At 41.6% G+C, this 12,293-nt stretch carries 12 protein-coding genes; 8 read left to right on the top strand and 4 right to left on the bottom strand.

Features of this window, described 5'->3' with window-relative positions:
- The 5 genes from CWC28_RS21975 to speB form a co-directional block, all read left to right on the top strand.
- Positions 1 to 676, top strand: a 676-nt coding sequence (locus CWC28_RS21975) for a transposase (protein WP_171038329.1), incomplete at its 5' end; no start/stop codon positions are given.
- Between the two features lie 465 nt (positions 677 to 1,141).
- Positions 1,142 to 1,603: a GNAT family N-acetyltransferase gene (locus tag CWC28_RS20320; RefSeq protein WP_105174581.1), complete on the top strand. Its 462-nt coding sequence runs from the start codon at positions 1,142 to 1,144 to the stop codon at positions 1,601 to 1,603.
- 80 nt (positions 1,604 to 1,683) lie between these two features.
- On the top strand, positions 1,684 to 2,112 hold the full coding sequence (locus CWC28_RS20315; RefSeq protein WP_138625675.1) for a hypothetical protein: 429 nt from the start codon (positions 1,684 to 1,686) through the stop codon (positions 2,110 to 2,112).
- Between the two features lie 292 nt (positions 2,113 to 2,404).
- Positions 2,405 to 4,318: a biosynthetic arginine decarboxylase gene (speA, locus tag CWC28_RS20310; protein WP_063706054.1), complete on the top strand. Its 1,914-nt coding sequence runs from the start codon at positions 2,405 to 2,407 to the stop codon at positions 4,316 to 4,318.
- 3 nt (positions 4,319 to 4,321) lie between these two features.
- Positions 4,322 to 5,245 (top strand): agmatinase, encoded by a 924-nt coding sequence (gene speB / locus CWC28_RS20305; protein WP_063706052.1) that lies wholly within the window; start codon positions 4,322 to 4,324, stop codon positions 5,243 to 5,245.
- Between the two features lie 56 nt (positions 5,246 to 5,301).
- Here the strand turns inward: speB and CWC28_RS20300 are convergent, their stop codons facing one another.
- Positions 5,302 to 6,888 carry a LysM peptidoglycan-binding domain-containing protein gene (locus CWC28_RS20300; RefSeq protein WP_138625674.1) on the bottom strand — a complete coding sequence of 529 codons (1,587 nt, stop codon included), beginning with the start codon at positions 6,886 to 6,888 and terminating at the stop codon, positions 5,302 to 5,304.
- Positions 6,889 to 7,035: 147 nt separating this feature from the next.
- Entirely contained in the window at positions 7,036 to 7,809 is a 774-nt protein-coding gene (gene gloB / locus CWC28_RS20295) for a hydroxyacylglutathione hydrolase (RefSeq protein WP_138625673.1), read from the bottom strand.
- Positions 7,810 to 7,862: 53 nt separating this feature from the next.
- Between gloB and CWC28_RS20290 the strand changes: the two genes are divergently transcribed.
- Complete coding sequence (locus CWC28_RS20290) at positions 7,863 to 8,621, top strand: class I SAM-dependent methyltransferase (protein ID WP_063706046.1); 759 nt, start codon at positions 7,863 to 7,865, stop codon at positions 8,619 to 8,621.
- Here CWC28_RS20290 and CWC28_RS20285 read toward each other — a convergent pair.
- Positions 8,592 to 9,455: an MBL fold metallo-hydrolase gene (locus CWC28_RS20285; protein WP_063706044.1), complete on the bottom strand. Its 864-nt coding sequence runs from the start codon at positions 9,453 to 9,455 to the stop codon at positions 8,592 to 8,594. The two genes, CWC28_RS20290 and CWC28_RS20285, sit on opposite strands and share 30 nt — an antisense overlap.
- A 90-nt stretch (positions 9,456 to 9,545) precedes the next feature.
- Entirely contained in the window at positions 9,546 to 10,013 is a 468-nt protein-coding gene (rnhA, locus tag CWC28_RS20280; protein ID WP_063706042.1) for a ribonuclease HI, read from the bottom strand.
- 68 nt (positions 10,014 to 10,081) lie between these two features.
- On the opposite strand from rnhA, the gene dnaQ reads away from it, so the two are divergent.
- Both dnaQ and CWC28_RS20270 read left to right on the top strand, forming a co-directional pair.
- Complete coding sequence (dnaQ, locus tag CWC28_RS20275; RefSeq protein WP_063706040.1) at positions 10,082 to 10,792, top strand: DNA polymerase III subunit epsilon; 711 nt, start codon at positions 10,082 to 10,084, stop codon at positions 10,790 to 10,792.
- A 9-nt stretch (positions 10,793 to 10,801) separates the two neighbouring features.
- On the top strand, positions 10,802 to 12,175 hold the full coding sequence (locus CWC28_RS20270) for a TIGR03503 family protein (RefSeq protein ID WP_063706038.1): 1,374 nt from the start codon (positions 10,802 to 10,804) through the stop codon (positions 12,173 to 12,175).
- Positions 12,176 to 12,293: the final 118 nt, after the last annotated feature.

Here is a 12,293-nt window from a genome sequence, read left to right as displayed (position 1 = left end):
AACGCCTTTAGGTCAAAAATTTCTTCATGGTCAGCCTTTAAGTGACGGCCAACAAGTCTTCTTAAATAAAGAGGTTGCAGAATACAGAGTGCGCCTTTCGAGTATTAGTTGGTTCATGCGAATGCTTAATGAATATATAGCCAGACGGGCAAATAAAGAAGACGAGTGTACGGGTCACTTTTGGGAAGGGCGCTTTAAAAGCCAAGCACTCCTTGATGAACCTGCTCTATTAGCATGTATGGCCTATGTTGATTTAAACCCTGTTCGTACTAAAGCTGCGAGCACGCCGGAGCAATCGGACTATACCAGCTTTAAAAAGCGATGCCAGAGCGTGAAGGAGTCAAAGCAACCTAAATTACTAGCTCGTTTTGTTGGTGGCATGAGTAAGTATAAATCAAAGGGTATACCTTTTGAGTTAAAGTCATACCTGTTACTAGTGGAGCAAACTGGTCGTTGTATTTGTTCGGATAAGCCCGGATATATAGAGCATCATTTACCTCCAATTCTTGAAAGGCTGAATTTCGAACCGGAAAAATGGTTAACGCTCACAACACAGTTTGAAAATTTATTTCATGGAGCTGCAGGTAGAGCTGGGGCTATTGAACGTTATTGCAGTAAAACTGCTCGTAAGCGACGAAGTAACCTAACAAGCTGTAAGTTATTACTTGCTGGCTAATTTATATGTAATTTAGAGTAGAGCTTTCAAATCACTGCTTTCGGTATACATTGAGATATTTAAAATGACAGAATTACGCTTCAAAAGTATGGGGTTCGTTTAACTCTTTCTATAAAACCACATCTTTTAAGTTTAAAGACAGAAAAAATTCAGTAATCCCCCTTTTAATTTAAATATTTGCCAATTTATAGATGCCTGTCTTGCAATGTCAGCCTTTTTAACAGTGACTGTCCACTTAGAGTTGTCAGTAAAAATCATTAATCTTTAAATGAGCGGTGTAGGTTGGACTTTAATTTTTATCAACTGGGCGTTTTTTCAGTTACATAGCGTTGAACTAAGCGATAGTATGGCGGTCTGAAAGTACCTATAAAAATGAATATTGAAAACAACAGTAGAGGATCAGACTAAGATCCTATATTATTGTTAACATCATTAACAAAAACGACATATAAAAATGGGAGTTTTATGCAGTTAGTCGATTTAAATCCACATGATCCAGAAGTAGTACACGTGTTTTCTGATATAGACCGACTCATAAACTCATTATATCCTGTTGCCACTGCTCAATCCTTAAGTGTTGAAGAACTTGCTGAACCCAATGTATATGCTATTGGCTTGAAAAATGAAGATGGTATTGTTGCTTGCGGTGCTATCGTGATGCAAGAAGGCAATCCTCCATACGGTGAAATCCGCCGCCTATATGTAAAACCAAGCTACCGTGGTAAAGGGTTATCACGTAGAATTATGCAAATACTCTTGCATCACGCTGGTGAGCAGCAAATTCCGCTAATTCGATTAGAAACAGGCCCTAAGCAAACAGAATCAATCAGCCTATACGAAAACTTAGGCTTCAATCGTTGTGGTCCGTTTGGTAATTACAGCGAAAATCCACAAAGCTTATTCATGGAGTTAGGGCTTAACCAGTAATTTAGTTAATAAAGCCATGTTTTAGTGAGGACATCATAATTTTTAAATACTCCTTACAAATCATGTGCTTTGCTACTGCTTTGTTGATTGCTGCCTGTGGTGATAAATCACAGGAATCCAATACTACTCAGCGTAAGCAAGCCGACCTTACGGTTGGTAGTACAAAGCTCTACTTAAACTCATGTCATTCACTCACTGGTGTCTTCAATCATAATGGCACCATAAAAACAAAAGTAATCCTTACATTTCCTACACGTGCTTTGAGTGTTTGCAACAATAAGCAATCACTGCTGAATTTTGATGGTACTTATCTTACAGTAAAAATTTGCCGTACTGCTTTTGGCGCAGGAGGGTGTGGTGTTGAAAAATACCGCACAAAAGACTTCAAAAATTGGCAAGAGTACATCGGTATTACGTGGCATGACAATGAGCAATATGAAGCGTGGAGGCAACTAGGGTCAAACTCTTCAAAAGCTGATGACATCACAAAAGTAGTGCCTGTCCACTGAAATAAAGATGGATTTCACTAACACATATTTTCTAACATATATTTTTGCAGTGACTGTCCTTTTAAAAATTGCTCATTTGCCATGTTGAGTGCCTGTCCATCTAAAGGAATTTTAAAATCTAACAACTAAATTAAACCCTAATAAAACTGGGGGTTTATCGATCAGTTTTTCACATCAAAAATCACTCGTTACGAGTAAAAATTCTTGTTGGACTTGAATCACTATTTTTCTTTTAATGCGCGGCAACAACCCTTGCCGAATTCGGCACTACTAAAATAAAAGAGAAAGATAGATGAAAGAGACAACATCACTAGAACAAGCTCGCACGAGTTACAATGTTCGTCATTGGAGCCAAGGTTTCTTTGGTATTAATGATCAAGGTGATGTGTATGTTGCGCCAAAGGCCCATGCCCCAGAGCAAACCATTGCACTAATCGATATCGCACAGCAATTACAAGACAAAGGCTTAAGCTTGCCTGCGTTGGTTCGTTTTCCACAAATTTTACATCATCGTGTACATAGCTTATGTCAGGCATTTAACACGGCGATTGAAAATTATGGTTATCCGAAAGACTATTTGCTTGTTTACCCAATTAAAGTAAACCAACAGCGTGAAGTTGTTGAAGAAATTGTTGCAAGCCAAGCTGATATTGAAAAGAAGCAATTGGGTCTAGAAGCGGGCAGTAAACCTGAGCTATTGACTGTATTAGCAATGGCAGAAAAAACCAGTGCTGTCATTGTGTGTAATGGCTACAAAGACCAAGAATACATTCGTTTAGCACTGATTGGCGAAAAGCTAGGCCACAAGGTTTACATTGTTCTCGAAAAACTATCTGAGCTAGACATGGTGCTTAGCCAAGCTAAAGAGTTAAACGTAAAGCCGCGCATTGGTATTCGCGTACGTTTAGCGTCGCAAGGTAAGGGCAAATGGCAAGCAAGTGGTGGCGAAAAATCAAAATTTGGTTTGTCGGCATCGCAAGTACTCAGTGTGGTTAATCGCCTTAAAGCGTCTGATCAACTTGATCTGATCCAACTTGTACACTTTCACTTAGGCTCGCAAATGGCAAACATCCGCGATGTTCGTTTAGGTGTGAGTGAAGCTGCGCGTTTTTACTGTGAATTACGCAAGTTAGGTGCACAAATTGATTGCTTAGATGTTGGTGGCGGTTTAGCGGTAGATTATGACGGTACTCGTAGCCAGTCACATAACTCAATGAACTACAGCCTGAGTGAATACGCTAATAACATCGTATACACCATTGGTGATACCTGTAAGTTATATGAGCAGCCAATGCCGCGCATTATTTCTGAGTCAGGTCGTGCGTTAACAGCTCACCATGCTGTATTGATTTCGAATGTTATCGGCACCGAAAGCTATGTACCAGAAGACATTCAAGCCCCAGCCGCTGATGCACCACTATTATTAAAAAACATGTGGACATCATGGCAGCAGTTAAGTGATGACAATGACGACCGTGCATTAATCGAAATTTATCATGATAGTCAAGGCGATTTAGCTGAGGCACATAATCAATTTGCACTTGGTTTGTTAGATTTAACAGAGCGAGCATGGGCGGAGCAAGTTAACTTACGTGTATGTTATGAACTTAACAAACATATGGATAACAAAAACCGTTTTCATCGCCCGATTATTGATGAATTAAATGCGCGTTTAGCCGATAAGTTTTTTGTGAACTTTTCATTGTTCCAGTCATTACCGGATGCATGGGGTATTGACCAAGTGTTTCCTGTTTTACCGTTAAGTGGCTTAACAGAAGCACCACAAAAGCGTGCCGTTTTACTTGATATTACGTGCGATTCAGACGGTGCGATGGAGCACTATGTTGACGGTCAAGGTATTGAAAGCACATTACCTGTGCCAGCATTTAGCGAAGAAAAACCGTATTTAATGGGCTTTTTCTTAGTCGGTGCGTACCAAGAAATTTTAGGTGATATGCACAACCTATTTGGCGACACGCACAGTGCAATTGTGAAAATGGATGAGCAAGGTCAAGCGCAAATCACCGAAATCAACGAAGGTGATACCGTTGCTGACATGATGCGTTACGTACATTTAGATGTAGAAAGCTTCCAGCAATCTTACGCCCAGCTGGTGGCGGCAAAACTGCCAGAAACTGAACAGCAAAGCGTATTAGATGAGCTGCAAACTGGCTTAAATGGTTACACTTATTTAGAAGAGTTATAAGCAATGTCGACATTGTTTGACCACACAGATCATTCATTATATTCAAACGGCATGACGTTTTTACGTCAGCCGATGGTGCAGAACATCACAGCAATCGATGCCGATGTAGTGGTGTTAGGTTTACCCTTTGATTTGGCGACCTCAGGTCGCCCTGGTGCACGTTTAGGTCCTGACGCAATTCGTCGTGCCTCAGTGCACCTAGCATGGGAAGAAACCAAGTACCCGTGGACGTTTCCGTTGTTTGAGCGTTTAAAATTAGCTGATGCAGGCGATTTTACTTACCCAGTAGGCGACCCTGAATATTTTACCGCGCAGTTAGAGTTAGCCGCTGAGCAAATTCTTCGTCAAGGTAAAACATTATTGGGCTTAGGTGGTGACCACTTTGTGACTTTGCCGTTACTGCGTGCCCATGCTAAGCAACACGGTAAAATGGCATTAGTTCATTTTGATGCCCACACAGATACTTACAGCAATGGCTCGCGCTATGATCACGGTACAATGTTTTATCATGCGCCGATGGAAGGGCTAATTGATGTTGATCACAGCATTCAAATCGGTATTCGTACTGACTTTGATCAGAGTAAACATGAGTTTGCAGTGATAGACGCAATGGCTGCAAATGATTTACCTGCACAAGATATCGCTGAGCAAATCAAAGCGCGCGTGGGTGACTTACCTGTGTATTTAACCTTTGATATTGACTGCCTTGATCCAGCATTCGCTCCAGGGACAGGCACACCAGTGTGTGGTGGTTTAACCAGCGATAAAGTACTTAAAGTTCTTCGTGCATTGAAGGGCATTAATATGGTCGGTATGGATGTAGTTGAGGTATCACCATCTTATGATCAAAGTGAACTAACAGCGATTGCTGCAGCGACCATTGCTAATGAGTTATTACACTTATGGGCATTGAAGCATAAATACTAAATGAGAGAGACAAAGAGCGCCATTAGGCGCTCTTTTTTTGATATTGGATGAAGCAATTATGAGCTTCGTACATCAACCTTTAACTTCAGTTTTTGCCCAGGTTGAATGTATTTTTGCCCAGCTAATGAATTCCATTTAATTATATCTTCTACAGACACATTAAACTTAGCGGCAATGCGTGCTAATGAGTCACCTTGGCGAACCTTATAAGTAATGGTGCGCTCTTTGATTTGCGTTGCTGCAAGTTGTGACTTTTCTTCTTTGTACACAGTGAGCTTTTGACCAACACGCAGAACAGCGTCTTTTTTAAGCTTATTCCATGTTGCAAGTTCAGCTATAGTGACATCGTACTCACGGCTGATATCCCACAATGTATCGCCACTGGCCACTTTATGGCTAAGTTTTTTACGTGTAGCTTTATTAGCCGCCATACGCACTGATTTTGGTAAATGCTGGCTATTTATCTCACCGTCGCTTAATGGCACAAGTAATTGCTGACCAACACGAATAGTATTCGATGAAAGCTTATTCAGGGTTTTAATCGCGTTTGTGCTAGTTGAAAACTTCTTCGCAATCACAGATAAACTGTCGCCGCGAGCGACCACATATTGCTGCCAGCGTAGGCGGTCTTTTTGCTCGGTTTTAGCTAGTTTGTCAGAAAATGCTTCAACTTTATCAGACGGTAATAATAAAAAGTGTGGGCCATTCGGATCTGTCGCCCAGCGATTAAAACCTGGGTTTAAACGATAAAGCTCCGTTAAACTAATATCTGCCATATCAGCGGCAAGTGCTAAGTCTATTTGGCTTCCTACATTAACCGCTTCAACAACTTGAGCATTAATAATTGGTTGCCACTTAACACCAAACTCATCGCTGCGTTTAACTAGATCAGACAGGGCTAACAGTTTAGGTACATACGAGGTGGTTTCTTTTGGTAAATCAAGCGACCAAAAATCCGTAGGTAAATGTTTTTTACGGTTCTTTTTAATCGCACGCAGTAAACGACCTTCACCTGAGTTATAGGCCGCAATGGCGTTTAACCAATCGCCTTCTAAGGTTTTGTGTAAATATGATAAGTAATCAAGCGCTGCACGGGTTGATTGCACAATGTCACGGCGACCGTCATACCACCAGTTTTGTTTTAAATCGAAACGTTCACCAGTTTGTGGCATAAATTGCCAAATACCAGAGGCACTGCGGTGTGAATAACCAAATGGATCAAACGCACTTTCAACAATAGGTAAAAGTGCAATTTCGATTGGCATTTGACGCTTTTCGACTTCTTCTACAATAAAGTATAGGTAAGGCTCAGCACGCTTAGAGATACGATCTAAATAGGCCTGATGACGGGCATAATAGTTACGCTCAGCAACAACTGGGCGGTTTTGTGGCACATCAATCGAAAGCTGATAACGAATACGCTCCCATACATCATCAAATACAGGAGGCGGCTCATCAATATCGGTTAATTGTTGATATTGAGCGTTAATCATCAATGCATCATTGATATCGCTCGGACTTGCGCCGTCTAATTGTTGCTCAACATTATTGCTTGCAACATCTGTACTTGCTGAATCAGAAGCTGTTAATTGACAGCCACTTAAAATCAGCGCAAGTGATAAAACTAAAGGAGACTTATACATATATACCCATACATCAGGTAAAAAAACTCGGCGAATATTACCTGCTCTGAGAACATATTGCCACTTTATGACCAGTTTATGTCAGCTTATTATTGCAAGATGCTGATCTAAATATACAAAATTGTAACTACCGGTGTTTACGTTTTTTTAAAACTTATCTTTCCAGGCTCTGAGACCTGCAAAGCGTTGCCAAGGTTCATTCAGATCCAAATTAATTTTTAGCTCATCAGGCAGCTCATCAGTGATTGTTGCTATATTGCTACGTAAAAATGGATTTATTTGTTTTTCCACGCCTAATTGAGTTGGCAAGCTTATTTTGCCGCTTTCTCGCAGTCTATCTACTTTATCACTGTAGCTGAGAAGGTATTCGTTATTTGGTTCAACCGCCTTTGCAAAAGCTAAGTTAGCCTGCGTGTATTCATGAGTGCAGTAGATTTTACACTCATCGGGCAGAGCTCTTAATTTACAGAGCGAGTGCCACATTTGCTCAGCGCTGCCTTCAAATAATCGTCCGCAGCCAGCACTGAATAAGGTGTCGCCAGTAAAACTTAATTCATCATTAATGTAACAAACATGATCGAGAGTATGCCCTGGTGTCGCAAGCACAGTAAAAGTGTAATCGTACACCGTCACCTTATCCGCTTCACAAACGCCATGGCTAATGCCTTTGAAAGGGCTGTGTCTTGGTCCGTACACCGAGATATCACGAAATGTTTTTACCAGGGCTGCAACGCCATCGGTGTGATCATAGTGATGATGGGTAATTAAAATCCCTGCGAGTGATAAGTTATTTTCGCTTAGGTAATTTAGAACGGGCTCTGCCTGTCCTGGGTCGACCACCCACGCTGTTTGTTCAGCTTCATTGCTGATGCACCAAATGTAGTTATCAGAAAAGGCTTTAATTGCTTTAACTTGCACCATGTTTAATTGCTCTATAAAGTGACAGTTAACAAACAGTATAACGAGCTCAGAAAATGAAACCAGCCCTTAGTTTTCAAGAAGGTCCTAAGCCATACACTTGGCAGCAGTTCCCTCATGGTGACTATTTACGTGCTGAAATTGAACGTAAGCTAACACCATGGCTGCCACGTATGTTTGGCTATCACATGCTAAAACTTGGTAATTTAAGTGGCGAGCTGGCAACCAGTGAAAGTCCTATAAAGCATCAAGTTTGCGTAGCTGAGCAGGGGTTATTTACTGGTGTTATTGCTGATGTAGACGAGTTACCTTTTTATGAGCACAGTGTTGATGCTTGCATATTGTCGCATTGCTTAGAATATCATTCTGATCCGCACCATATCTTACGTGAAGCGCATCGTACTTTAATTCCCGGTGGTTACATCGTGATCACAGGTTTTAACCCGTTTAGCTTGTGTGGATTGGCGCAGTTATTACCTTTTAGCCGCCAAAAGCTACCGTGGACAGGGCGCTTTTTCACACCATCGCGAGTAAAAGATTGGTTGAATCTATTGGGTTTTGAAATTATTTCGGATGAGCGATTTATCCATTCATCGCTTGCAAGAGGTAACCGTTTATCGCGTTTTGCTGCGTGGCGCAGTTTTGGTCAACAATATTTAAAGCCAATGGGCAGTGTGTATTTGCTGGTGGCTCGAAAACGTGTGGCCCCGCTTACACCAATTAAACCTAAATGGCATGCAAGGCCGCAATTTTCGCCGGTAAAAGGAGCAGGGCTCAGGCAAACATCAAAGCAGCACTGTGAGCGGGATGGCTAAATAGTGTTGTTGCGTATCTGTTTTGCTTGGGTACTGACCTGCACGAATATTTAATTGAATAGAAGGGTGCAACAGCTTTGGTACTGCTAAGGTTGCATCGCGGCCTTCCCGAGTTTTAATAAAACGTTGCTTATCGCCTTTTAAATGAATGTTTTGCTCGCGCTGCTCTTTAACCGTGGTTTTGTTCGCCAGCGGGCGGCCATCAGGTTGGTAGTCATGACACATCCAAAGTAGCGTATCGTCAGGAAACGCTAAAATTCGTTGTAGTGAATCATATAGCTCACCGGCACTGCCTCCTGGGAAATCACAGCGGGCTGTGCCACTGTCTGGCATAAAAAAGGTGTCGCCAACAAATACATTGCCATCAATGTGAAAACACACGCTGTCAGGGGTGTGGCCCGGTGTGGCAATCACATCTACCGTGTAATCACCTAACTGAAATTGTGCTTTATCAGCAAACAAAGCATCAAAAGGTTCACCATTACATGGCATATCAAGATTATAAAGCTGGCTAAAGTGCTGTTGCACTTGAGTGATCCCTTCACCCGTGCCGAGCTTACAAGGGTGTGTGTCTTGTAATTGCTGCTTTATATAACTTGCTGCAGTGATATGGTCTGCATGGGCATGGGTTTCAAGGAGCCATTGCAATGTCAGCTGCTCGGTCTTTATATAGCTGATGATCTCATTGGCGGTGGTAAAACTTAACTCACCACTTGGCATATCAAAATCAGCGGGCGCATCAATCAATAAGCAATTTTTAGTGCTTTCGCAACATACTAAGTAGCAGAGTGTGGCGCTTTGTTGATGAAAAAAAGAGTGAATGCGCAGAGCCATAATGAATCCTTTATATTTCGTTATAGCCAAATCTTATAACATATAACAAAAATATAAAACGGCCTGCGCCAAGTTTCTTTCAAGGAGCTTTTAATTACCGTCGTAACCTGTGTCTTCAAGTAATTGATCGCTGCCAGCTGCTTCGCGGGCAAGATCGTCAACAATCTCATTGTATTTATTACCGCTATGGCCTTTTACCCAGCGCCATTCTACGCTGTGTTGTTGGCAGGCAGCATCGAGTCGTTTCCATAAATCGACATTCTTAACCGGTTTTTTAGCTGCGGTTTTCCAGCCGCGTTTTTTCCAATTTTCTACCCATGACTCAATACCTTGTTTCACATATTGGCTATCGGTTGTCAGAATGACATGACAAGAGCGGGTGAGGGTTTCTAGTGCAACGATAGCTGCGAGCATTTCCATCCGATTATTTGTTGTTAGGGTATAGCCTTGACTTAATTGCTTCTCGTGGCCGTTGTATCGCATCACGATGCCATACCCTCCAGGCCCTGGATTTCCTAAACATGATCCATCGGTGTAAATCTCTACGGTTTTCTGCACTGTTTTACCTTGATATTGTGTACAATAAAGTGAATATAGAAAGATACCAGAGTCAGGCTTAAGACGATATGGCACATAGACAAATAGTTTTAGATACAGAAACCACGGGTATTGACCCAAAGCAAGGCCACCGCATCATTGAGATCGGTTGTGTTGAACTTGTAAATCGCCGTCTTACTGGCAACAACTTTCATGTGTATATCAATCCGCAACGTGAAATAGAAGAAGAAGCAATAGACGTACATGGTATCACCAATGAATTTTTGCGTGATAAACCTTTGTACCACCAAATTGCCCATGAGTTTTTAGAGTATATTCGTGGTGCAGAGCTTGTTATCCATAACGCAGCGTTCGATATCGGCCACATGGACAATGAGTTTGCATTGTTAAATCAAGGTTTTCCGAATACTGCCGATGTATGTAGTGTACTTGATACATTAAAAATGGCGCGTGACTTGCACCCAGGTCAAAAGAATAACCTTGATGCGCTTTGCCGCCGTTACGATATTGATAACTCAAAGCGTACGTTACACGGCGCATTACTGGATTCCGAGATCCTAGCTGATGTTTACCTGTCAATGACCGGTGGGCAAGTAAAGCTGAATCTTAATCAAAATAAAGATGAAGGCTCAACTCAACAAATGGGTGGTATTCGCCGACTAAGTGCAGATAGAGCACCGCTTGTGGTATTAAGAGCAACAGAACAAGAGCACGCCGCTCACGAAGAGCGTTTAGACTTGGTTGCAAAGGGTGGCCAATGCCTATGGCGTACAGAATAAGGTAATAAAATGAGAAAACAGCTGCTAGCAGGATTAGTGTGTTTAATTCCCTTCACGGGATTTGCCAACGAGCAAGATAAAATAACCCCATTAGAACGTGATGGGGTGCAAAATGAAATTCCCCTGCTAGAGAACCGTTTTCGTATCGATCATAAAATCGATAAAGTTACCTTACTCTTCTTTCGTAAGCGCGGTGCCCCAGCTGTGGTGTTAGTTCGCCCTGATGGTACTAAGTATTACGCGACTGACTCAGTTAAAAATAATGATCTCGATTGGCATGATGAACTGAGCTATGACTTGATCACCATTAGCAATCCTATGCCTGGCCCTTGGCAAGTGGTCGGCAGTATCTTGCCAGATAGCCGTATTATGGTGCTGGGTGAAATAGAGCTTAATGTTGATCCACTCCCGCCTATGCTGTTTCGTGGTGAGACTATAAAACTGACGGGCCGTGTATTAAATGACGGTGAACCGATTAAAGTTGGCCAGTTTCGTGATGTAATCAGTTTGCATGTTGATTTTGTCAGCACTAATAACAGTGATTTCGCAAACTTTGGTGCTGGTACGCAAAGTGTCACTGACTTTAAAGATGATGGCCGTGGCTTTGATGAGCGTCCGCTTGATGGTGTATTTACCGGTGAGTTTAAGCTGGTCTTTCCGGCAGGAGAGTGGCAGCCAGAGCTTTATATAGAAACGCCTATATTAAAGCGTACCGTAGTACAAAAGCCAATTGTGGTGCATGAACCGCCTTTTGATTATGAAATAGCACTTGCTGAGCAAGATGAAGATGATCATATTTTAACAATCTCGCTGAACCCTGAAATCGTCAAACCTGAAACCGTGCTCATTCAAGGGAAAATTTATTACCCAAATAATGAAGAGCAAATGTTCTCTTTAGATGCAGATAAATCGCAAACACGGGAACTGGCCATTAAAAATTATGATTGGGGGCGATACAGTGTTGAGCTTTCTGTATTTGGTAGCAATATAAATGACCGTGAATTTATGGCTACGTTACCGACGTATAAATTTGAAATTGAGCGACCAATTGAAGCTGTACCAGAAATTGTTCGCCCTGAAATCGATTTAGAAGCGCAAGCGGAGCAACAACGAATTATTGAAGAAGAACAAAAAGCGTCCACCATGCTCATGGTGATCTTAATTGTTGTTGGAAATTTAGCCGTACTTTTATTGGGTTGGCTAGCAATTAGAATTTTTGTTCAGAAGAAACCACTGAAATTTAAATTTTCTTTACCGTTTTTAAAGAAAAAAAATCAAACCGAAAATGATGAGCAAGCAACGAATGAAAATGAAGTTGGCAAAAATGGCTCAAAAAATGACAAATCAGGTGAAATTTTAAACCTTTCGATGTCAGATGACTAAAAAACCTGTAAAAATACAAAAAACCCCTTGACGAACTAGAGGGTGATTCGTATTATTCACGCCGCTGTCAGGGGAGACTCAGTCAGCAACGAAAATGTGGAGTGGTAGTTCAGTTGGT

This window comes from Pseudoalteromonas sp. S4492 (genome assembly GCF_005886115.1).
GTDB lineage: Bacteria > Pseudomonadota > Gammaproteobacteria > Enterobacterales > Alteromonadaceae > Pseudoalteromonas > Pseudoalteromonas gelatinilytica.
The sequence above is the reverse complement of the archived record's forward strand: the minus strand, read 5'-3'. Positions and strand labels throughout refer to the sequence as shown.

Excerpts from the sequence above, each read along its gene's own strand:
- CWC28_RS20300 (WP_138625674.1), bottom strand. The coding sequence starts at position 6,888 with ATGTATAAGTCTCCTTTAGTTTTATCACTTGCGCTGATTTTAAGTGGC.
- CWC28_RS20270 (WP_063706038.1), top strand. The coding sequence starts at position 10,802 with ATGAGAAAACAGCTGCTAGCAGGATTAGTGTGTTTAATTCCCTTCACG.
- gloB (WP_138625673.1), bottom strand. The coding sequence starts at position 7,809 with ATGGTGCAAGTTAAAGCAATTAAAGCCTTTTCTGATAACTACATTTGG.
- speA (WP_063706054.1), top strand. The coding sequence starts at position 2,405 with ATGAAAGAGACAACATCACTAGAACAAGCTCGCACGAGTTACAATGTT.
- speB (WP_063706052.1), top strand. The coding sequence starts at position 4,322 with ATGTCGACATTGTTTGACCACACAGATCATTCATTATATTCAAACGGC.
- CWC28_RS20285 (WP_063706044.1), bottom strand. The coding sequence starts at position 9,455 with ATGGCTCTGCGCATTCACTCTTTTTTTCATCAACAAAGCGCCACACTC.
- CWC28_RS20320 (WP_105174581.1), top strand. The coding sequence starts at position 1,142 with ATGCAGTTAGTCGATTTAAATCCACATGATCCAGAAGTAGTACACGTG.
- dnaQ (WP_063706040.1), top strand. The coding sequence starts at position 10,082 with ATGGCACATAGACAAATAGTTTTAGATACAGAAACCACGGGTATTGAC.
- CWC28_RS20290 (WP_063706046.1), top strand. The coding sequence starts at position 7,863 with ATGAAACCAGCCCTTAGTTTTCAAGAAGGTCCTAAGCCATACACTTGG.